The organism is Ottowia sp. (assembly GCF_016703145.1).
Lineage (GTDB): Bacteria > Pseudomonadota > Gammaproteobacteria > Burkholderiales > Burkholderiaceae_C > Ottowia.
Map to the genome: position 1 here is coordinate 16,441 of NZ_JADJCO010000003.1, position 21,962 is coordinate 38,402.

A 21,962-nucleotide genomic window follows, 5' to 3' on the forward strand; every position below is an offset into this window, starting at 1 on the left:
CCGGGTGCGGGTATCAGGCGCCGGGCTGGATGCCCAGCTTGCGCAGGATGGTTTCCATCAGGCACCAGCGCGTCAGGCCGCTTTGCAGCAGGTTGGCGCCCACGAGGCCGTGAACGCCAGCCACCACGGGCTGACGAACAGCGGGCTGCCGGGCACGCCCAGGGCGAGGGACAGCAGGATGAAGGTGCCGGCGACGACACGCACGATTTGCCAGGTGGTCATGAAGGTTCTCCTTGAGGTTGGCGAGGTTGAAAAAAAACGGGGAACTGGTTTGGCGGGCTATGCGGTGCCCGCGCGCTCGTGCTGGCGCCGGTAGGCCGCGTAGTACAGCGTGGGGATCACCACCAGCGTGAGCACGGTGGACACCAGGATGCCGAAGATCAGCGCAATGGCCAGGCCATTGAAGATCGGGTCGTCCAGGATGAAGAAGGCGCCCGCCATGGCCGCCGCCCCGGTCAGCACGATGGGCTGCGCCCGCGTGATGGCCGACTGCACCACGGCCTCGGCCAGCGGCACGCCCTGGGCCACGCGCAGGCGGATGTAGTCCACCAGCAGGATGGAGTTGCGCACGATGATGCCGGCCAGCGCGATCATGCCGATCATGCTGGTGGCGGTGAACTGGGCGCCCAGCAAGGCATGGCCTGGCATGACGCCGATGATGGTCAGCGGATCGGCGCCATGATGATCAGCGGCGTGAGATACGAGCCGAACTGCGCCACCACCAGCAGATAGATCAGCACCAGACCCACCGCATAGGCCGTGCCCATGTCGCGGAAGGTTTCGTAGGTGATCTGCCACTCGCCGTCCCACTTGATGGCGTAGGCGCGCAGCGTGTCCTGCGGCTGCGAGATGAAATATTCCTGCAGCGCGGCGCCATTGGGCGGGGCAATGCGCTGCACGGCGGCGCGCGCGGCAAACATGCCGTACAGCGGGCTGTCCAGCTTGCCGGCCATGTCGGCCACCACGAAGTTCACGGGCAGCAGGTCCTTGTGATAGATCGGCTGCTCGCGCAGCGAATCACTCACGCGGGTGAGCTCGCGCACGGCCACCAGCTTGCCCGAGGCCGAGCGCACCGGCATCTGCAGCAGCGTGTCCAGCTCGCCCAGGCGCTCGGGCGGCAGCTGCATGATCACCGGCGTGGGGTATTTGCTGGCGTCGCGCAACCAGGTGACGGACTCGCCCGACAGGCCGGCGCGCAGCGCCGCCACGATATCAGCCTGGGCCACGCCGGCGGCGGCGGCCTTGCCCCGCTCGACCAGCAGCAGCTTGCGCGGCGCATCGGCAATGGCGCTGTCGTCCGTGTCCACCACGCCCTCGGTGGCCGCCAGGGCTTCGCGCACCTGGCGCGCCACTGTGCGGCGCCCGTCAGCGTCGGGCCCATAGATCTCGGCCACGATGGGGGCCAGCACCGGCGGGCCAGGCGGCACCTCCACCACCTTGACGTTGGCGCCATGGCGCGCGCCGATGCGCTGCAGCGCAGGGCGCAGCCGCATGGCGATCACATGGCTCTTGTCGCTGCGGTGGGCCTGGCCCGCCAGGTTGACCTGCAGGTCGCCGTATTCACCCCCGCTGCGCAGGTAGTACTGGCGCACCAGGCCATTGAAGTTGATCGGCGAGGCCGTGCCCGCATAGGCCTGGTAGTCCTGCACCTCGGGCACCTGCTGCAGGTGTGCGCCCAGCTAGCGCAGCACGGCGGCGGTTTTTTCCAGCGGCGTGCCCGCGGGCATGTCCACGATCACCTGCAGCTCGGACTTGTTGTCAAACGGCAGCATCTTCAGCTGCACCAGGCCCAGCACAGGCAGCAGCACCGACAGCCCGATCAGCGCCAGGATGGCCGCGGCCAGCTTGAGCCGGTTGCGCGCACCGCGGCTCGTGTGCAGCAGCGGGCCGTAGATGCGGCGAAACAGCGGCTCCAGCCGGGCGGCCATGCCGTGGGCCTGGGCAGGGACAGCGCCATGGGCGGGCACCGGCTTCATCCACAGGCGCGCCAGCCAGGGCGTGACCACGAAGGCAATGGCCAGCGACAGCACCATGCCCATGCTCGCATTGATGGGGATGGGGCTCATGTAGGGTCCCATCAGCCCCGAGACAAAGGCCATGGGCAGCAGCGCGGCGATCACCGTGAGCGTGGCCAGGATGGTGGGGCCGCCTACTTCGTCCACGGCCGCCGGGATGATCTGCGCCAGCGTGCGCCCCGGGTACAGGGCCTGGTGGCGGTGGATGTTTTCCACCACCACGATGGCGTCGTCCACCAGGATGCCGATGGAGAAGATCAGCGCGAACAGCGACACGCGGTTGAGCGTGAAGCCCCAGGCCCAGGAGGCAAACAGCGTGACCGTGAGCGTGAGCAGCACCGCACTGCCCACGATGGCGGCCTCGCGCCGGCCCAGGGCCAGGTACACCAGGGCCACGACGGAGACGGTGGCAAACAGCAGCTTCTGGATCAGCTTCTGTGCCTTGTCGTTGGCCGTGGCGCCGTAATTGCGCGTGGTGGCCACTTCAGTGTCGGCGGGGATCACGGTATTGCGCAAAGCCTGCACCCGCGCGCCCACCGCGTTGGCCACATCAATGGCGTTTTCGCCGGCTTTCTTGGTAACAGTCAGCGTCACCGCCGGGAATTCACCCGCCCCATCGCGCGCCGACAGGCCATGCCAGACATAGGTCTGCGCAGGCGGCGTGCCGTCGCTCACGCCGGCGATGTCGCGCAGGTAGACTGGGCGGCCGCCGCGCACGGCCACCACCACGCCGCCCACGTCCTGCGCGTCCGCCAGGTACGGCCCGGCCTCCACCTGGATGGCGCGGTTGCCGGTGATGATGTCGCCCGCCACGCCGCCCGCGTTGGCGCCGGCCAGCATGCGGCCCACGTCGGCGGCGGCCACGCCGGCACCCGCCATGCGGGCCGGGTCCAGCTGCACCAGGATGGCGCGGCCGGGGCCGCCGATGGTGCGGACCTCCTTGGTGCCGCGCACGCGCTTGAGTTCGACTTCCATGCTGTGGGCCACACGCTCCAGGTCCTGCGCGCTAGCCTCGCGGCTGCGGTTGAACAGCGTCAGGCTGACGATGGGCACGTCGTCAATGCCCTTGGGCTTGACGATGGGCTCCAGCACGCCCAGGTTGCGCGGCAGCCAGTCGGTGTTGTCGCGCAAGGTGTCGTGCAGCCGCACCAGGGCCAGCGCCTGCGGCACACCCACCTTGAACTGCACCGTGAGCACCGCCATGCCGGGGCGCGAGACCGACATCACATGCTCGATGCCGGCCATCTGTGACAGCACCTGCTCGGCCGGCGTGGCCACCATCTGCTCCACGTCCTGCACCGACGCGCCGGGGAACGGCACGATCACGTTGGCCATGGTCACGTCAATCTGCGGCTCTTCCTCGCGCGGCGTGACCAGCACGGCAAACAGGCCCAGCAGCATGGCTACCAGCGCCAGCAGCGGCGTGATCTGCGCCGACTGGAACAGCGCCGCGATGCGGCCGGACACACCCAGGTTGGGGGCTGCGGTATCGGGTTGGCTCATGGTCGCTTCCTTTGCCTTCAGCGCGTGCGCGCGGCCTGCTGCGGGTCCAGCGCCACGCGCTCACCGTCCATCAGGCCGGCCAGCACCTCTACCTGGTCGCCCGCCACCGCGCCCAGGCGCACCTGGCGCAGGCGCGCCAGGCCGGCGGCGTCAATTACGTACACGGCCACCAGTTCGCTGCGCCGGACCACGGCGGTGCGCGGCACGAACACGCGGCCAGGCGCGCCGGCCGCGGCCGGTGCGTCCAGCCAGATGCGGGCAAACATGCCGGGCACGGCGCCCTGGGTGCCCAGGGGCAAGGGCACACGCAGCTGGGCCGTGTGGGTGGCGGCGTCCACCGCGGGCAGCACCTGCACCGTGGTGGGCCGCTTGCGCGCGCCTTCGGCCACGCCGGGCACTTCGTATTGCACAGCGGCGGGGTTGGCCGCGGCGCCCATCAGCGCCTGCGGCACGGCGGCGCTCACACGCAGCGCGGCGGGGTCATGCAGCACCACCAGCGGGCGCCCGGGCATGACCATGTCGCCCTGCGTGACCGGCACTTCGCTCACCACCCCGGCATAGGGCGCGCTCACGGTAAAAAGCCGGTTTGCGCCTGGCTGGCGCGGGTCTGTGCCTGTAGCGCGCGAACCTGCGCCTGCGCTGCGTCCACCTGGGCGGCGGTGCGGTCCAGCGCGGCCTGGCTGATGTATTGCTGGGCAAACAGCTGCTTTTGCCGGTCCAGCTCGCGCACGGCGATGTTCAGCTGGGCCTGGGCAGCCTCCACCTGGGCCACGCTGGCCGCCACGCCCTGCTGGGCCGATTGCGCGTCAATGCGCAGCAGCGGCTGGCCCGCGCGCACCGTGTCGCCGGCCTTGACCGACAGCGCCACGATGGCGCCGCTGACCTGGGCCGACAGCGTGGTCTGGCGCACCGCCTCCACCACGGCGTCCAGCGCCACCGATCGCGGGCCGTCCGACACCCGCACGGTCATGAAGGACAGCGCGGGCGCAGGGGCCGCCGGGGCTGGCTGCTGGGCAAAGGCCGTAGCCGTGGCCAGGGCCAGGGCCACCAGGGCAGGCTTGAAAACAATGGGAAGGGCGTTCATGGCAACAAGCAGCTGGAAATGGAATGAAGCGGATTATTCCATCATTTGCGCAATTGCGCAAATGATTGATATACCTTACCATCTGCGCACCGCGCCACTCGCGCCCATTGCCTGCGACGACGCCATGCCCAAGCCACCTGCACCCGAAATGCACTCCATGCCGCTGGAAGCCCTGCGCGACGTGGCGGCGTATTTCCAGACGCTGTCCGAGCCCACCCGGCTGCAGATCCTGAACCGCCTGCGTGAAGGCGAAGCCAATGTGGGGGAGCTGGCTACCACCTGCGAGTGCAGCGTGGCCAATGTGTCGCGCCACCTGGCGCTGCTGAGCAAGCACGGCCTGGTGGACCGCGAAGGCCGCGGCGCCAATGTTTACTACCGCATTGCAGACCCCGCCGTGTATGCGCTGTGCGACCTGGTGTGCGGCAACATCTCGCGCCACCTGGAGCGCAACCAGACGCGCAGGCACGCCTTTTTGCGCTGAGGGCTATTCGCCGCGCGACAACAGCGCCTGGCGCAGCATGCGCGCCGCCCGGTCGCGGATGTGGCCAGGCAGGCTGCGCGGGGGCGCCCGCCTGCGCTCGCGCGCGTTCGCACAGGCCGAAAGGAAGTCCATCAGGATGGGTGTGTCGTCCAGCGTGCTGCCGCCGAGCTTGTGGAATTCGGGGTGCCACTGGGTGGCGGCAATGTAGCCCCGGCTGCCGGTAGCCGGGCGGCGGATCGCCTCGGGTATGCGGTCCGGCGCGCTCCAGGCTTCCACCACGAAATTGGGCGCCAGGTCCTTGACCGCCTGGTGGTGGATGCTGTTGACCCGCGCCCGCAGCACGCCGGGGTACAGGCCGGCCAGGCGCGACGCTTGCACCAGCTCGATCTCATGAAAGTTCTGGTCGTAGGTGACCGGGTCACGGTGGCGCAGCGTTGCGGGGTGGTCGTGCTGGGTTTCAATGTCCTGGTACAGCGTGCCGCCAAAGGCCACGTTGATCAGCTGCAGGCCGCGGCACACGCCAAAGATGGGTTTGCCCGCCTGCTCGAAGGCCTCTACCAGCGCCATGTCGTACAGGTCGCGGATGCGGTCGCCGATCCAGGCGTCCTTCAGGGGCTCTTCGCCATAGCTGCCGGGCCACATCGGCGCCGCCGTGCATCACCACGCCGTCCAGCCAGCCCGCGTAGTGCGACAGCTTCACGTCCCCGCGCGCCGTCTCGCCCGTGGGGCAGGGCACCATGACCACCATGGCGCCGGCCGACATGAGCCAGTGCGCGATGGACTGCTCCACGTACTGCAGCGTCTTGTTGGTGAACAGCGAGCGCGTGGGGTCCGCATGCGAAAAGCAGGCGGACAGGCCGATCTTGAGGCGGTTATCGGGCATGTGTACGGCCATTGTGGGCCGGGTAGCGCGGCGCGTGTGTCGGACGGCACCGCTTGAACGCTGCCGAGGTCAGCGGTCCAGCGTTACCACTGGCCACCCGCGCTCGCGCGCTTGTTCGGCCAGCCGGGGGTCCGGGTCCACCGCCACCGGGTGGTTCGCCACCGACAGCAGCGGCAAATCATTGATGCTGTCGCTGTAAGCCGTGCTGTCAAACTGGTCCAGCGCATGGCCGCGCGCGCGCAGCCATTCATGCAGGCGCGTGACCTTGCCTTCGCGCATGTTGAGCGTGCCCTGCGTGCGGCCGGTGAAGCTGCCGTCTGCCAGCTCGCAATCCGTGGCGATCAGGTGCTCTATGTCCAGGTACAGCGCGGTCAATTCGGTGATGAAGCGGTTGGTGGCCGTGGTCAGCACCACCAGGTCGCCCGCGTCCAGGTGCTGGTTGACCAGCGCGATGGCCGCCGGCGGGATGCGCGGCACGATCTGTGTGGCCAGGAATTCCTGGCGCAACGGCTCCCATTGGGCCGGCGCGCGCCCGCCCAGCGTGCCCACGTAAAAATCAGCAAACTCCTGCGCATTGACGGTACCGGCCTTGTAGCGCGCCTCCACATCAGCGTTGCGCGCCGCAAATGCCGCGCGGTCCACCACGCCCCGGTCCATCAGGAAGTCGACCCACAGCACGTCGCTGTCGCCCGACAGCAGCGTGTGGTCCAGGTCGAACAACGTCAGTTTCGTCTTGAGCTTCTTCACGCCTGCTTCAAATGCCACGCCTTGGTCCGCGTGAAGGTGTCGATGCCGTAGGTGGACAGCGTCAGGCCCACGCCGCTGTCGCCCACACCGCTCCAGGGCAGGCGCGGGCTCACGCGGTCGCAGCAGTTCCAGTAGACGCTGCCGGCGTTCACCTGCTCCAGCAGGCGCTGTGCACGCGCCTCGTTGCGTGTGTAGACACCGGCCGTCAGGCCGTAGCGCGTGTCGTTCATCAGCTTGACGGCCTTCTGCGTCGCCCGACACTTTCTGGATGCCGATGATGGGGCCGAAGCTTTCTTCGCGCATCAGCTCCATGGTGTGGTTCACGTTGCTGAACACCGTGGGTTGGTACCAGTTGCCGGGGCCGGGCTTGCGCGCACCACCGGCCAGCAACGTGGCGCCCTTGGCCCTGGGCATCGGCCACTTGCGCGTCCAGCACGTCCAGCTGCGGCGCGCGGGTGATGGCGCCAATGTAGGTGTCGTCGCTCATGGGATCGCCGGCCTTGAAGCCCTTGACCGTCTCGACAAAGTGCTTGACGAAGTCGTCGTGGATTTTTTCGTGCACGTAGATGCGCTCCACGCTGCAGCAGCTTTGGCCGGTGTTGTACATGGCGCCGTCGGCCAGCGATTCGGCCGCGGCTTTGCGGTCTGCATCATCAGCCACATAGGTCGGGTCCTTGCCGCCCAGTTCCAGCTGCAGCTTGATGAACCTTCCCCCCACAGCCTGCGCGATGCGCTGGCCTGTGGCCACAGACCCGGTGAAGAACACACCATCGATCTGCTGCGCCAAAAGCGCCGTGCCCACCTCGCCCGCACCCACCAGGCACACCATCACGTCACGCGGCACGCCGGCCTCGTGCAGCAGGCGGGCGATCTCCAGGCCCGTCATGGCCGCGTATTCCGACGGCTTGTACAGCACCGCGTTGCCCGTGAGCAGCGCGGGAACAATCACGTTGCAGCCCACGAACCAGGGGTAGTTCCAGGCCGAGATGTTGGCCACCACGCCCAGCGGCGTGTGCTGGATCTGCTCGGTCATGCCGCCTTCGTCGTAGACGGTTTCGGTGGCGACCGACAGCTCGATTTCCTCCAGGAAGAAGTCGATGCGGCCCAGCAGGCCGTTCAGCTCATTGCGCGACATCTTGATGGGCTTGCCCGTCTCGCGCGTCATGGTGGCGGCCAATGACGCCAGGTCGCGCACCACACCTGCGCGGAATTTTTCGATGCAGGCCTTGCGCGTTGTCAACGGCGTGGCGGCCCAGACGGGTTGCGCGGCGCGTGCGGCAGCGGCTTTGGTGGCCACGCTTTGTGCCGTGTCGACGGGGAGGTCAGCGATCTTGTCGCCGGTGGCGGGGTTGTGGATGGCTAGGGTGGTCATGGTGTTTACGAAGTACGGCGTGCCGCTTGTGCGGCGTCCAGAAAGTCTTGCAGCAAGGGCGTGTCGTCCACCACGCCCAGCCCTGCGCGGTGGAATTCGGGGTGCCACTGCACCGCATGGATCCAGGCGCTGCCCGTGGCGCGGATGGCCTCGATCACGCCGTCATCGGGCGAGGTCGCCTCGATCTTGAAGCCCGGCGCCAGGTCCTTGATGCCCTGGTGATGCACGCTGTTGATGGTGTGGTTTCCTGAGCCGCCCAGCAGGTCGGCCAGGCGCGTGCCGGGCAGGACGTTGACGTCGTGAAAGTTCAGGTCATACGTATCAGCGTCGCGGTGCGTGCGCGACCCGGGCTTTTGTGTGGCGATGTCCTGGTACAGCGTGCCGCCGTGCGCCACGTTGATGAGCTGCAGCCCGCGGCAGATGCCGAACACCGGCTTGCCTGCGGCACTGAAGGCACGCACCAGCGCCATCTCGTACTCGTCGCGCACGCGGTCGCCGGTCCATTCGGGGCGCAGGGGTTCTTCGCCATAGCTGCCGGGCCACACATCCGCGCCGCCGTGCATGACGATGCCGTCCAGCGCGCGGGCATAGTCCGCCACCGCCACGTCGCCCCGGAATGTATCGCCGCTGGGCGCGGGCACCATGAAAGGCAGCGCGCCCAGCGACATGACCCAGTGCGCGGTGGACTGTTCAATGAACTGCAGCGTCTTGCTGGCCGCGACCTTGCGGTAAGGGTCGGGGTGAAAGAAGCAGGCGCTGATGCCGATCTTCAGGCGGTCCATACGATCAGAGCGCAGCCTCGAACAGCGCCTTGAAGTCCGCTGCCGTGCAGGGCCGCGGGTTGGTCTGGTGGCAGATGTCGGCCGTGGCAATCTCCACCAGGCGCGGGATGTGTTCTGCCTTCACGCCGTGCGCAGACAGCGGCCCGGTGATGCCCACACGCGCTTTGAGCGCGCGCAGCCAGGGCACAAATTCACTGCCGCCGCCCGACACGCCACACACATGGGCCAGCTCGTCAAACTTCGCAGGCGCGGCTTCGTAGTTCCACGCCATCACGGTGTCGATCATCAGCGCGTTGGCCAGACCGTGGTGCAGGTCGCACACGGCCCCCAGCGCATGCGCGCACGAGTGCACCGCGCCCAGGTCTTTCTGGAAGGCAATGGCGCCCATCATGGACGACATCATCATGTCGCTGCGCGCCTTGAGGTTGGACGGCTCGTTCACCGCCGTCAGCAGCGCGGCGGCGGCAATGCGCGTGCCCTCCAGCGCAATGCCGTCGCACAGCGGGTGGTAGGCCGGCGACAGGTAGCTTTCGATGTTGTGCGTGAGCGCGTCCATGCCGGTGGCGGCCGTCACGTGCGGGGGCAGGCCCAGCGTCAGCTCGGGATCGGCAAATACACACTTGGCCAGAATCTTGGGGCTGAACACCACGCGCTTGAGGTGGGTGTCGTTCTCGCTCACCACCGAAGACCGCCCCACTTCCGAGCCCGTGCCCGAGGTGGTGGGCAAGGCGACAAAGTAAGGCAGCGGATTGACGATGGGGCGCACATTGGGGTGGTCCCACACGTATTCCAGGATGTCGCCTTCATGCGTGGCGGCAATGCCCACGACCTTGGCCACATCCAGCGCCGCACCGCCGCCAAAGCCGACCACGCAGTCGGCGTTGTGGGCCTTGTACGCGGCTGCGCCGTCCATGACCTGGCTGCAGGTGGGGTTGCCGAACACGCCGTTGAATACGGCAACGTCCAGCCCATTGAGATGTGTTTTGAATTCGGCCAGCACGGGCAGTGCGGCCAGCGCCTTGTCGGTCACGATCAGCGGGCGCTTGAGACCTTGTTCTTTCAAATGGTCCGCAACGAGCTTGCGCGCGCCGGCGCCGAACTTGATGGCTGTGGGGAAGGAGAAGCCTGTGATGGTCATATGTTTTTGCTTGCTTTGTGTTTCGTTCGATGTACCTCGCGGCAAAGCCTACCTGCCGGGCACACCGCCTGGGGCTTCACTGGAACGGTCGCCTGCGGCGACTTCCCTGTCCTGCTCAGGGTTCGGTCGCGCCGAAGAACTCGCTGCGCGCGCTGCGCGCCCGCTCAGACAGCCCGGCGAGTCAGGCACGCGCGCTGCGCGCGCCGACACTCACCCTTGCGCTGCTCGGCGTCCCAGAGGCGCCCCCAGGGCGGTGTGCCCGGCAGGCAGGCTTTGCAGAACCGATGTTGGCGCGCCACCGGTGGCGTACCTGCACCCGGCTTCGCGGCAGGCGGTGCCCGGCGGGGGCGATCTCTGTGGCGGCGAGGAGCGCAGGCGCAGGGTCGGCGCGCGCAGCGCGCTTCGTTTCTAGCTCGCCGCGGCTGTTCGAGCGCAGCGCGCAGCGCGTAGCGAGTTCTGCGGCGCGACCCTGCGACGAGCACCACAGCGGAGTCTGCGCAACGCGCAGACCGCCGAAGTGTGAGCCCCCGCCGGGCACCGCCTGCCGCGAAGCCGCGAGAGAAGAAGCGCAAGAGCAGAACACATTTCAGATGATCTCGAAATACCGCTTCATTTCCCAGTCCGTCACCGCATCCAGCCACTGGCGCCATTCCCATTCACGGGTCGCTGCAAAGTGATCGACGAAGGTGTCCCCCAGCATGTCACGCGCGACCTTGGATTCTCGGAAGATGCGCGTCGTCTCGATCAACGTACGCGGCGCGCGGGGAATGTTCTCAGCACCACCATTGGTGCCGGTGATGGGCGGCGTGGTGAGCTTCAGGCCCTTTTCCACACCGTACATACCGGCCGCGATCAGGGCTGCATGCGCCAGGTACGGGTTGACGTCCGCCCCCGGGCAGCGCGTCTCCAGACGCGTCGCCTTGGGTGAGCCCGCAATCACGCGGAAGCTGGCCGTGCGGTTGTCCATGCCCCAGGTGGGTTTGACGGGTGCCCAGAAGCCGTCCACCAGGCGCTTGTAGCTGTTGATGGTGGGCCAGATCATGGGGCCGAACTCCATCAGGCAGGCTACCTGGCCGGCCAGATAGCTCTCGAACAGCTTGCTCATCTTGCGCGGCGACTTCGCGTCGAAGAACAGGTTCTTCTTGCCGTCACTCAGGCTTTGGTGGATATGGCCCGAGCAACCCGGCAGCGGCTGGTGCGGCTTGGCCATGAAGCTGGGCATGATGCCAAAGCGCGCGCCGATTTCCTTGGTGCCGGTCTTGAACAGGATGGCGCGGTCGGCCTGCTCCAGTGCTTCGCTGAAGCCGATGGCGGCCTCATACACACCGGGGCCTGTCTCGGTGTGCAGGCCTTCGACCGGCACATTGAACGCCAGCATCTGGTCCATGATGGCGTTGAAGAATTCACCGTTCTGGTTGGCGCGCAGCAGCGAATAGCCAAACATGCCGGGCGTCAGCACCTCAGGTGCCACGCCCTTCTTGGCGGCCCAGCTCTGCGGCGTCTCCAGAAAGTTGTACCACTCAAACTCCATGCCCGTCATGACCTTGAAGCCCAGCTTCTCGGCACGCTGGAGCACGCGCTTCAAGGTCTGGCGCGGACAGGCCAGGTGCGGCGTGCCGTCGGCATTGACGAACTCGCCCAGGAAAAACGGAACGTTGCTGTCCCAAGGCACATGGCGCGCCGTGTCCAGGTCCAGCCGCGCCAGCGCATCCGGGAATCCGTGCTGCCACCCGGTGACCGTGGTGTTGTCGTAGCAGGTGTCCATCATGTCCCAGCCCAGCACCACGTCGCAAAAGCCAAAGCCGCCGTCGGGGTAAGGCTCGGCCGCGCCCAGGAACTTGTTCACATGCAAGTACTTGCCGCGCAGGATGCCGTCGATGTCGCTGACGGCGACCTTGACCTTTTGTGCGCCGGATTTCTGCACGGCGGCGACTGCCGGATGGACTTTGGCCATGTGTCAATCTCCTTGGATTGCGGGTTCTCCAGAAGCAATACCCAGATCCTGCAGGGCAAGCTCCACCGCGTGCACGGCCTGGCTGATTTCATCCGGGCCGATGGCACCAATGCAGCCTACGCGAAATGTCTCCACCTGCGTGAGCTTGCCCGGATACAGGATGAAGCCATGGGGCGCGCCGCGTTGTAGAACGCCTTGAAGTCGTAACGCGGGTCCCCAGGCGCATGAAAGGTCACGATGATGGGCGCCTGGATGGCGGGGTCCAGAAAGGGCATGAAGCCCAGTCGGCCCATGCCGTCGATCAGCGTGCGGTAGTTTTCCGTGTAGCGCGCCAGGCGTGCGGGTTGCCCGCCTTCGGCTTCGAATTGTTCAATGGCCTCGGCCAGCGCCACCACCACGTGCGTGGGCGGCGTGAAGCGCCACTGGCTGGTCTTTTCCATGTAGGTGTACTGGTCGTGCAGGTCCATGGCCAGGCTCTGGCTGCGGCCCGCGCAGCCGTCCAGAATGGCTTTGCGGATGAACACAAAGCCCATGCCGGGCACGCCTTCCAGGCATTTGCCGCTGGCAGCGATCAGCGCGTCAAAGCGGATCTTGCGCGCATCAATCGGCAGCGCGGCAAATGAGCTCATGGCGTCCACGATCAGGCCCTTGCCGTGCACCGCACAGATATCCGCTATCTCTTGCAGCGGGTTGAGCACGCCGGCGCCGGTTTCGCAGTGGATGACGATCACATGGGTGATGCTGGGGTCGGCCTTGAGCTTGCTGTCCAGCTCGATGGGCGCGACCTGTTCATGGTCGCCAAAGTCCAGCACGGTGCAGCGCCGCCCCATCAGGCTCGTCAGCTTGGCCGCGCGCTTGCAGTAGGCACCGTTGTCCAGCACCAGCACATGGCCATCGCGCGGCACCACGGTGGCCACTGCCGCCTCCACGCTGAAGGTGCCGCTGCCCTGCAGGGGCACCACCACGTGGCTGTCTTGCCCGTGCACGATGGCCAGCAGGCTTTTGCGCACACGCGCCGTCACGGCGTTGAAGTCGCTGTCCCACGAGCCCCAGTCGCGCAGCATGGCCAGCTTGGTGCGCAGCGTGGTGGTCAGCGGGCCGGGGGTCAGCAGGATCTTGTCGCGGTCCATGTGTGTGTCTCTCGTCGTTATCTGTCTGTGGTGCGCCAGGCCTGGGTGCGGCGGTTGACCCACCAAGCCAGTGCCATGAACAGCAAGGTTGCTGCCGTGGACACCAGCCCGATCAGCACCGCCATGGCGGCGGCGGCGCCCATCTCGCCCGCTTCATCCAGGTTCAGGATGGCAATCGACGCTACCTTGGTTTCAGGCGAATACAAAAACACCACGGCCGAGATCGTGGTCATGGCGTTGATGAAGAAGTAGCGCGCAATGTCCACCAGCGCGGGCGTGCAGATGGGCAGCGTGACGCGCCAGAAGGTCTTGAAGAACGGCACCTTGAGCGACGCGCTCACCGCTTCAAATTCGCCGTCCAGGCTCTTGAGCGCCGTCACCGCCGTGAGGTGGCCCGTGGTGTAGAAGTGCACGATGGTGCACAGCGTCAGCAGCGTGAGCGTGTGGTACAGGCCGTTGAGCGGGTTCTTGGGCTCGTTGAAGAAGAAGATGTAGCCCAGGCCCAGCACCAGCCCCGGCACGGCCATGGGCAGCATGGCCAGCAGGCGCACCAGCCCGCGCAGGCCGTCCATGCCCTTGGTTTTCTCCAGCAGGTAGGCGCCGCAGAACACCAGCGCCGTGCCAAACACCGCCGTGCCCGCCGCCATCTTCAGGCTGTTGACAAAGCCCACGCCCACCTCGGCGTCCACCAGTCCCATGGTGTAGTGGCGCAGGCTGGGCGACAGGTTGTAGGGCCAGAAGCTGGCAAACGACGCGAACACCGCCATGCCCAGCATGGCCAGCACCAGGAAGGCGATCACGCAGCAGTACAGCGTCATCACGATGTCATAGCCGCGCGACGGCTTGGGCCGGTAGGGCACGGCACGCGCCGTGAGCATGGCGGTCTGGCGGCGGCTCACATAGCTGTCCACGCCAAAGGTCAGCACAGCAGGCGCCAGAAGCAGAATGGCCACGACCGCGCCACGGGCAAAGTCCTGCTGGCCGATCACCAGCTTGAACACATCGGTGGCCAGCACGTTGAAGTTGCCGCCGATCACCTTGGGGATGCCGAAGTCGGTGATGACGAGCGTGAAGGTCACGAGCGCGGCCGAGATCAGGCCGTACTTGGCGCCCGGCAGCGTGATGGTGAAGAACTTGCGCGCGGCCGTGGTGCCCATGGCGTCGGCAGCTTCATACAGACGCGCGTCCGACAGGCTCAGCGCCGTCACCAGAATCATCAGCGCATGCGGGAACACCGCAAAACATTCCGCCACCACGATGCCCGGTGCGCCATAGATTTCAGATATGCCAATGCTGGTGAGCCACGCTTTCAACACGCCCTGGTTACCAAACCAGTAGATCAGCGAGATGGCGGCCAGCAGCGACGGCGCCAGCAGCGGCACCAGCGTGATGCCGCGAAACAGCGGCTTGTACGCCATGCACGAGCGCGTGAGCGCATAGGCAAAACCAAACGCCAGCGGAATGGTGATGGCCGTGACCAGGGCCGACACCCAGATGCTGTTCCACAAACTTTCCAGCAAGGCGGGCGTCTGCGCGTAGGCAATGAAGTTGGACAGGCCGACAAATTCACCCTCTTTGCCTTCCACCGCCTGCTGCAGGATGGCCAGCAGCGGAAACGCCAGGAACGCAATGAGCGCCAGCGCCACGACGGCCAGCGCAGCGTGGGCGATGCGGTCGGTCCAGTGCGCCTTTTGCGCGACGGGCGCGCCGGTGGCGGCTGCAGCGGCAGTCATGATCAGAACACCTTGAGCCGCTCGGGCAGCAGCCGCAGCTTGACGGTAGAACCAACCACCATCGATTGCTCGGACAGGAAATTCAGCGACAGGTACACCGTGAGCTTGTGCGGCTGCAGCGCGGGCGAAGCCACATGCACGTGGCAGTAAGAGCCCAGGAATTCAATCTTCTCGATGACGGCGTCAAACACGTGCGCGTCGCCCTCACTGATGGGGCGTGCCAGCACGTCTTCGGGGCGCAGGTAGATGCGTGCGTCGCGGTCGGCACCGCCGCAGGGGATGCACAGCTCGCCCACGCGCAGCTCGCCGGCGGTCACACGCACGGGCAGCACATTGACCTTGCCCACAAAGTCGGCCACGAAGGGCGACGCCGGTTCGCGGTAGATGTCATACGGCGTGCCCACCTGCTCGATCACGCCATGGTTCATGACCACGATGCGGTCGGCCACGCTCAGGGCTTCTTCCTGGTCGTGCGTGACCATGATGGTGGTCACACCCAGCTGCTGCTGCAGCGCGCGGATTTCCGAGCGCAGGCGCACGCGCTCCAGCGCGTCCAGCGCCGACAGCGGCTCGTCCAGCAGCAGCAGGCCCGGGCGTGTGGCCAGCGCCCGCGCCAGTGCAATGCGTTGCTGCTGCCCGCCCGAGAGCTGGCTGGGGTACTTGCCCTCGCTGCCCGGCAGGCCCACGAGCTTGACCAGCTCGCTCACGCGCTGGTTGATCTCGGCACGTGGCGCCTTGCGGTTGACCAGGCCATAGGCCACGTTGTCGGCCACGCTCAGGTTGGGAAACAGCGCATAGCTCTGGAACACGATGCCGTAGTCGCGCTGCGCGGGCGGCAGCCGCGAAATGTCGCGCCCGGCCTGGAACACCTCGCCCGAGGTCTGCACCTCCAGACCCGCGATGATGCGCAAGAGCGTGGTCTTGCCGCATCCCGACGGGCCCAGAAAGCAGACGAATTCGCCCTTGCGGATCTGCAGGTTGATGTCGTGCAGCGCGGTGAATCCACCAAACGCCTTGCGGATGTTGCGCAGCTCAAGAAACAGATCGTGGGTCATGGGCGAATCAAAAAGGGCCGCAGGGTGTGTCCACCATGCGGCCCGGTTTGGCGGGGATCAGCGCTTTCTCGGTCTTGCTGTTGTAGCGTTTGGTCCATTCAGCGAACACGCGCTCGCGATTCGCGGCCGTGGTGGCAAAGTCCATCTTCACCAGGCGTGCCTCGTAGTCCTTGGGCACGTTGGCCAGCGGTGCGGCCACGCCCGGCTGCGCGGTGATGGCGAAGTTCTTGCCGTACAGCAGCATGGCGTCCTTGCTCGATGCCCAGTCGGCCAGCTTCTTGGCGGCGTCCAGCTTCTTGGTGCCCTTGTGGATGGCAAAAGCTTCCAGGTCCCAGCCCAGGCCTTCTTTCGGGAACACCAGGTCAATCGGCGCGCCCTTGGCCTTGTTGGCGTTGGCACGGTATTCAAACGAAATGCCCACCACAAATTCGCCGGACGCGGCCATGTTGCAGGGCTTGGAACCCGAGTGCGTGTACTGCGCAATGTTTTCGTGCAGGGCGTCCATGTACTTCCAGCCGCCGCCCTTTGCCGTTGTCGTCGCCCCACAGCGTGAGCCAAGCGGTCACATCAAAGAAGCCGGTGCCGCTGGACGCGGGGTTGGGCATGACCATCTGGCCCTTGTAGGCGGGCTTGGTCAGGTCTTTCCAGGTCTCGGGCTTGGGGATGTTGCGCTTTTTCGCTTCCACGGTATTGAAGCACACGGTGGCGCCCCACACGTCCATGCCAAACCAGGCCGGCACCTTTTTCTTGTCGCGGTACTGGCTCATGATGGCGTCCAGGTTCAGCGGGGCATACGGCACCAGCATGCCGTTCTTGTCGAGCAGCGCCAGGCTGGATGCGGCTACGCCCATCACGGCGTCAGCCTGGGGGTTGCCCTTTTCAGCCAGCAGCTTGGCGGTGATGACGCCCGTGCTGTCGCGCACCCACTTGATTTCAATGTCGGGGTTGACGCGGTTGAAGCCCTCTTGATAGGCCTTGAGCTGGTCGGTCTCCAGGGCCGTATAGACAAGCAGCTGGGTTTTCTGGGCCGAGGCCGCCGCGGCGAACGCGACAAGGCCGGTGACGGCAAGGGATTTGAAGACGCTGGAAAGACGCATGTGAACTCCTCTGAAGGCAAAAGGTTGCAATGCTGTGACCCGACGGTGACGGCGTGATGACAGACAAGCAAACTTCATTCCCCTGCACCCCGCACCTTGTCTTCATTTAACTTCGGTCCAAATATGTTGTCAATTGTTATTTGTAGATTGTTGACAATCTACGTGTTTATGCTCCAATGCCCGTTATGAACGCGCTGATGCACCCCACCATCGCGCTGCTGCAAAGCAGCTCGCTCACCAACGTGGTGCAGCAGGAAATCGAGCGCGCCATCCTGGTGGGTGAATACGCGCCGGGCAGCAAGCTGATCGAGGCCACACTGGCCGACAAGCTGGGTGTGTCGCGCGGGCCGGTGCGTGAAGCCTTTCGCATGCTGGAAGAAGCCGGCCTGGTGCGCAACGAGAAAGAACCGCGGCGTGTTTGTGCGCGACATCCCGATTGACGAGGCGGTTGAGATCTTTGACCTGCGCGCCGCCATGGACGAGCTGGTGGGCCGCCAGCTGGCGCAAAACATCACGCCCGCGCAGTTGAAGGAAATCAAGGGCCTGGTGGACCTGATGGAAAAGACCGTCAAGGCCGGCGACACCTACAACTACCACCTGCAGAACCTCAAGTTTCATGACCGGCTGGTGGAGATGGCGGGCAACCGCAAGCTCACCGCCATCTACCGCAAGCTCATCAAGGAGCTGTCGCTGTTTCGCCGGCTCAACCTGGCCGACGGCTGGCTCATGCCCATCTCGGCCAGCGAGCACCGCCAGATCGTCAAGGCCATTGCCTCAGGCGACCCCGACGCCGCAGGCCGCGCCATGTCTGACCATGTGATGGAAAGCAAGGACCGCACGATCGCCAACGACCTGCGCCGCCAGGCCCGCCTGCAGGAGCAGGCCGCCCCCACCAAACAAGGAAAGTCTTCCCGTGCCGAACGCTGAACCCACCGCAACCCTCACCGTTAACGCCCGAACCTACAAGCTGCCCACCGCCCCCACCGTGGTGGTGTGCGTGGACGGCTGCGAGCCCGACTACCTGGCCCAGGCCGTGGCCACCGGCAAGATGCCCTGGCTCAAGCAGGCGCTGGCGCTGGGCCAAGGCCTGGTGGCTGATTGCGTGGTGCCCAGCTTCACCAACCCCAACAACCTGTCCATCGTGACGGGCGCACCGCCCAGCGTGCACGGCATCTGCGGCAATTACCTATACGACATGGCCACCAACACCGAGGTCATGATGAACGACCCCAAGTGGCTGCGTGCGCCCACGCTGCTGGCCGCGCTGGCGGACGCGGGCAAAACCGTGGCGGTGATCACGGCCAAGGACAAGCTGCGCCGCCTGCTGGGCCACAAGATGAGAGGCATCTGCTTCTCATCTGAAAAAGCCGACCAGGTCACTCTGGAAGAAAACGGCATCACCGACGTGCTGGGCCTGGTGGGCAAACCGGTGCCCAGCGTGTACAGCGCCGACCTGTCGGAGTTTGTGTTCGCCGCCGGCGTGAAGCTGATGGAAACACGCCGGCCTGACGTGATGTACCTGTCCACCACCGACTACGTGCAGCACAAGCACGCACCGGGCACCGACGGCGCCAACCGGTTCTACACCATGATGGATGGCTACCTGGCGCAGCTGGACGCCATGGGTTGCGTGATCGCGCTCACGGCCGACCACGGCATGAACGCCAAGGTGGCGATGGACGGCATGCCCGATGTGATCTATTTGCAGGACTGGTTTGACGCGCAGCTGGGCACCGGTGTGGCGCGCGTGATCCTGCCCATCACCGATCCGTATGTGGTGCACCACGGCGCGCTGGGTTCTTTTGCCACGGTGTACCTGCCGGCGGGCAGCGACGTGGCAGGCCTGTGCGCCACGCTGGCGCAACGCCAGGGCATGGAGGCCGTGCTCACGCGTGAGCAGGCTGCAGAACGCTTTGAGCTGCCGGCCGACCGCATTGGCGACATCGTGTGTGTGTCAGAACGCTTTACCGTCATAGGCACCTCTGCCAGCCGGCACGACCTGTCGGGGCTGGATGCGCCGCTGCGTTCGCACGGCGGCATCAGCGAGCAGCGCGTACCGCTCATCATCAACCGCAAGCTGCCGGGGCTGGACGCCAACCGCCGCCTGCGCAACTTCGACGCCTTTGACCTGGCGCTGAACTACGCCCAATGAGCATCCAGCAATACATCCGCGACCACGCACTGGACGCCATGCGCATCGCCGGCGCCAAGGTGGGCGCCGGGCGCGAGCGCCACATCGTGGTGAGCAACCCCTACACCGGCCAACCCATCGGCACGGTGCCCAAAGCCACGCTGGAAGAGGTGCGCGCGGTATTTGCCACCGCCCATGCCTGTCAGCCCAAACTCACGCGCTTTGAGCGCGCCGCCATCCTGAACAAAGCGGCAGCCATCATCAGCACGCGCATTGCCGAGATTGCCAACCTGATCACCGCCGAAGCGGGCCTGTGCCAGAAAGACGCCATCTACGAAGCCGGCCGCGTGAGCGACGTGCTGCTGTTCGGCGCCAATGAGGTTTTGAAAGACGACGGCCAGATCTTCAGCTGCGACCTGACGCACCACGGCAAGAAGCGGCGCGTGTACACGCAGCGCGCACCGCTTTTGGGCGTGATCACCGCCATCACGCCCTTCAACCACCCGATGAACCAGGTGGCGCACAAGGTGGTGCCCAGCATTGCCACCAACAACCGCATGGTGCTCAAGCCGTCCGAGAAGGTGCCGTTCTCGGCCATCCTGTTCGCCGACATCCTGTATGAAGCCGGCTTGCCGCCCGAGATGCTCAGCGTCATCACAGGCGACCCGCGCGAGATCGCCGACGAGCTGATCACCAACGAGCACGTGGACCTGGTCACCTTCACCGGCGGCGTGTCCATCGGCAAGTACATCGCCCACAAGGCGGGCTACCGCCGCATGGTGCTGGAGCTGGGCGGCAACGACCCGATCATCGTGATGGAAGACGCCGACCTTGACGAAGCCTCCACCCTGGCGGTGCAGGGCAGCTACAAGAATTCGGGCCAGCGCTGCACCGCCATCAAGCGCATGCTGGTGCATGAAGCGGTGGCGGCGCGTTTTGTGGAGCAGGTGGCCGAGAAGACCCGCGCCTGGAAATACGGCGACCCCATGGACAAGGCCAACGACATGGGCACTGTGATTGACGAGCAAGCGGCCATGTTGTTTGAGTCGCGCGTGAACGAGGCCGTGGCCCAGGGCGCGAAGCTGCTGGTGGGCAACCAGCGCCAAGGCGCGCTGTACGCTCCCACGGTGCTGGACAACGTGGATCCGCGCATGACGGTGGCGCTGGAAGAAACCTTTGGCCCGGTGTCGCCCATCATCCGCTTCAAGGACATTGACGACGCCATCCGCATTTCCAACGGCACGGCTTATGGTCTGAGCAGCTCGGTGTGCACCAACCGGCTGGACTACATCACGCGTTTTGTGAACGAGCTGCATGTGGGCTCGGTCAATGTGCGCGAGGTGCCGGGCTACCGTCTGGAGCTGACGCCGTTTGGCGGCATCAAGGATTCCGGACTTGGGTACAAAGAGGGTGTGCAGGAGGCCATCAAGAGCTTCACTAATTTGAAGACCTACTCGCTGCCATGGGTCTGAGCCTGAGCGACATCGAACAGCTGTTTGCCACCAAAGGCGGCGAACAGTACACGGGCGAGCCGGTGACTCAGCTGGAGCATGCATTGCAAAGTGCCATGCTGGCCGAAGACGAAGGCGCCAGCGACGCGCTGGTGACCGCCGCGCTGCTGCACGACCTTGGACATTTGTTGCACGACCTGGGTGCCACACCCACGCTGCAGGGCGTGGACGACGTGCACCAGTACCGCGCGCTGCCGTTCCTGCGCGGGCTGTATGGCGACGATGTGCTGGACCCCATCAAGCTGCATGTGGACGCCAAGCGCTACCTGTGTGCGACGCGTGCGGAGTACTTCGCAGCACTGTCGGACGACTCCAAGCGGTCCCTTGCCTTGCAGGGCGGCATCTTCAGCCCCGGCCAGGCCGATGTCTTCATCCGTCAGCCGGGGGCCGAAGCCGCTGTGCGCCTGCGCATCTGGGACGACCTGGCCAAGGCCGATGGGCTCGCGACACCGCCCCTGGCGCATTTCATGGAGCGTGCACGCCGCTGCGCCATCGCGCCATGACCCTGACCTGGGGTGTGGTGGGGCTTGTGCTGTTCGGCGCCCTGCTGCACGCCAGCTGGAACGCGCTTGTCAAGTCCAGCACCGACAAGGCCATGGACACGGCGCTGATCCACCTGATCGGCTCCCTGTTGGCCGTGCCGGCCGTCATGGTCATGGGCTGGCCGCCGGCGGCGGCGTGGCCGTACATCCTTGCGTCCACGGTCATCCACATCGGGTATTACATCGCGTTGACCGGTGCCTACAAGCATGGCGATCTGGGCCTGACTTACCCGCTGATGCGCGGCACGGCGCCGCTGCTGGTGGCCCTGTCTGCCACCTTCACGGTGGGCGAAAGCCTGTCGCCCATCGCCTGGGCCGGTGTGCTGGGCGTGAGCTGCGGCGTGCTGACGCTGGGGCTGAGCCGCCATGCCATGGAGTCGCCACGCGCCGTGCGCTTTGCGCTGACCAATGCCGTGATCATTGCGATCTACACCGTGGTGGACGCGATCGGCGCGCGCCTGTCGGGCAATGCGCTGCAGTACGTGGTGACGCTGTTCGTGCTGGACGGCTGGCCGTTTGCGCTGATCGTGCTGGCGCAACGGCGCGGTGCCGTGTGGCCCTATGCCCAAAAGCGCTGGCCACTGGCCATGGGCGGCGCGCTGGCGTCGTTTGGCTCGTACGGCATTGCGCTGTGGGCCATGACGCGTGCGCCGGTAGCGACAGTAGCCGCTTTGCGCGAAACATCGGTGCTGTTCGCGGCATTGCTTGGCAGCTGGTTTTTGAAAGAGGCCTTCACCTTGCGCCGCGCCATTGGCACGGCCGTCATCGTCTGCGGCGTGATGGCCTTGAGACTGGGATGAAACC

General features: G+C 65.9%; 16 protein-coding genes and 7 pseudogenes. 7 read left to right on the forward strand and 16 right to left on the reverse strand.

Annotated elements, in window-relative coordinates; all coding sequences use genetic code 11:
• Positions 1-13: 13 nt before the first annotated feature.
• From IPG65_RS03820 to IPG65_RS03835, 4 genes and pseudogenes are all read right to left on the reverse strand, one after another.
• A pseudogene (locus tag IPG65_RS03820) lies at positions 14-222 on the reverse strand (DUF2892 domain-containing protein).
• A 57-nt stretch (positions 223-279) separates the two neighbouring features.
• Positions 280-3,518, reverse strand: a pseudogene (locus tag IPG65_RS03825) (efflux RND transporter permease subunit).
• 17 nt (positions 3,519-3,535) lie between these two features.
• Positions 3,536-4,090, reverse strand: coding sequence for an efflux RND transporter periplasmic adaptor subunit (locus IPG65_RS03830; protein WP_293187969.1), 555 nt, complete (start codon positions 4,088-4,090; stop codon positions 3,536-3,538).
• Entirely contained in the window at positions 4,087-4,602 is a 516-nt protein-coding gene (locus tag IPG65_RS03835) for a biotin/lipoyl-binding protein (RefSeq protein WP_293187970.1), read from the reverse strand. The genes IPG65_RS03830 and IPG65_RS03835 overlap by 4 nt, the downstream gene beginning before the upstream one ends.
• Positions 4,603-4,750: 148 nt before the next feature.
• Between IPG65_RS03835 and IPG65_RS03840 the strand changes: the two genes are divergently transcribed.
• Entirely contained in the window at positions 4,751-5,083 is a 333-nt protein-coding gene (locus IPG65_RS03840; protein ID WP_293189926.1) for a metalloregulator ArsR/SmtB family transcription factor, read from the forward strand.
• A gap of 3 nt (positions 5,084-5,086) precedes the next feature.
• On the opposite strand, the pseudogene IPG65_RS03845 reads toward IPG65_RS03840, so the two are convergent.
• The 12 genes and pseudogenes from IPG65_RS03845 to IPG65_RS03900 form a co-directional block, all read right to left on the reverse strand.
• A pseudogene (locus IPG65_RS03845) lies at positions 5,087-5,978 on the reverse strand (type 1 glutamine amidotransferase).
• Positions 5,979-6,035: 57 nt separating this feature from the next.
• A complete protein-coding gene (locus IPG65_RS03850) occupies positions 6,036-6,731 on the reverse strand; it encodes an HAD-IB family hydrolase (protein ID WP_293189928.1) in 696 nt (231 codons plus the stop codon).
• Complete coding sequence (locus tag IPG65_RS03855; protein WP_293189930.1) at positions 6,710-6,943, reverse strand: aldehyde dehydrogenase family protein; 234 nt, start codon at positions 6,941-6,943, stop codon at positions 6,710-6,712. The genes IPG65_RS03850 and IPG65_RS03855 overlap by 22 nt, the downstream gene beginning before the upstream one ends.
• Before the next feature lie 73 nt (positions 6,944-7,016).
• Positions 7,017-7,127 (reverse strand): annotated as a pseudogene (locus IPG65_RS03860) (hypothetical protein); the annotation flags it as partial.
• Between the two features lie 34 nt (positions 7,128-7,161).
• A pseudogene (locus IPG65_RS03865) lies at positions 7,162-8,085 on the reverse strand (aldehyde dehydrogenase family protein); the annotation flags it as partial.
• Positions 8,086-8,090: 5 nt separating this feature from the next.
• Complete coding sequence (locus IPG65_RS03870) at positions 8,091-8,867, reverse strand: gamma-glutamyl-gamma-aminobutyrate hydrolase family protein (RefSeq protein ID WP_293187971.1); 777 nt, start codon at positions 8,865-8,867, stop codon at positions 8,091-8,093.
• 4 nt (positions 8,868-8,871) lie between these two features.
• Positions 8,872-10,005, reverse strand: coding sequence for an iron-containing alcohol dehydrogenase (locus tag IPG65_RS03875; RefSeq protein ID WP_293187972.1), 1,134 nt, complete (start codon positions 10,003-10,005; stop codon positions 8,872-8,874).
• Positions 10,006-10,591: 586 nt separating this feature from the next.
• Positions 10,592-11,959: a glutamine synthetase gene (locus IPG65_RS03880; RefSeq protein ID WP_293187973.1), complete on the reverse strand. Its 1,368-nt coding sequence runs from the start codon at positions 11,957-11,959 to the stop codon at positions 10,592-10,594.
• Between the two features lie 3 nt (positions 11,960-11,962).
• Positions 11,963-13,089: pseudogene (locus IPG65_RS03885) on the reverse strand (2-aminoethylphosphonate--pyruvate transaminase).
• Between the two features lie 17 nt (positions 13,090-13,106).
• A complete protein-coding gene (locus tag IPG65_RS03890) occupies positions 13,107-14,822 on the reverse strand; it encodes a putative 2-aminoethylphosphonate ABC transporter permease subunit (RefSeq protein ID WP_293187974.1) in 1,716 nt (571 codons plus the stop codon).
• Between the two features lie 2 nt (positions 14,823-14,824).
• Entirely contained in the window at positions 14,825-15,877 is a 1,053-nt protein-coding gene (locus IPG65_RS03895) for a putative 2-aminoethylphosphonate ABC transporter ATP-binding protein (protein ID WP_293187975.1), read from the reverse strand.
• Positions 15,878-15,884: 7 nt separating this feature from the next.
• Positions 15,885-16,974 (reverse strand): annotated as a pseudogene (locus IPG65_RS03900) (putative 2-aminoethylphosphonate ABC transporter substrate-binding protein).
• 185 nt (positions 16,975-17,159) lie between these two features.
• Here IPG65_RS03900 and IPG65_RS03905 point away from each other — a divergent pair.
• From IPG65_RS03905 to IPG65_RS03930, 6 genes are read left to right on the forward strand one after another with little or no spacing between them, the layout of a single operon-like run.
• Positions 17,160-17,414 (forward strand): GntR family transcriptional regulator, encoded by a 255-nt coding sequence (locus IPG65_RS03905; RefSeq protein ID WP_293187976.1) that lies wholly within the window; start codon positions 17,160-17,162, stop codon positions 17,412-17,414.
• Positions 17,389-17,901, forward strand: coding sequence for an FCD domain-containing protein (locus IPG65_RS03910; RefSeq protein WP_293187977.1), 513 nt, complete (start codon positions 17,389-17,391; stop codon positions 17,899-17,901). Before IPG65_RS03905 ends, IPG65_RS03910 begins: the two co-directional genes overlap by 26 nt.
• Entirely contained in the window at positions 17,888-19,126 is a 1,239-nt protein-coding gene (gene phnA / locus IPG65_RS03915) for a phosphonoacetate hydrolase (RefSeq protein WP_293187978.1), read from the forward strand. Before IPG65_RS03910 ends, phnA begins: the two co-directional genes overlap by 14 nt.
• Complete coding sequence (gene phnY, locus IPG65_RS03920; protein WP_293187979.1) at positions 19,123-20,577, forward strand: phosphonoacetaldehyde dehydrogenase; 1,455 nt, start codon at positions 19,123-19,125, stop codon at positions 20,575-20,577. The genes phnA and phnY overlap by 4 nt, the downstream gene beginning before the upstream one ends.
• Positions 20,568-21,119 carry a phosphonate degradation HD-domain oxygenase gene (locus IPG65_RS03925; protein ID WP_293187980.1) on the forward strand — a complete coding sequence of 184 codons (552 nt, stop codon included), beginning with the start codon at positions 20,568-20,570 and terminating at the stop codon, positions 21,117-21,119. Before phnY ends, IPG65_RS03925 begins: the two co-directional genes overlap by 10 nt.
• Entirely contained in the window at positions 21,116-21,958 is an 843-nt protein-coding gene (locus IPG65_RS03930; RefSeq protein WP_293187981.1) for an EamA family transporter, read from the forward strand. Before IPG65_RS03925 ends, IPG65_RS03930 begins: the two co-directional genes overlap by 4 nt.
• Positions 21,959-21,962: the final 4 nt, after the last annotated feature.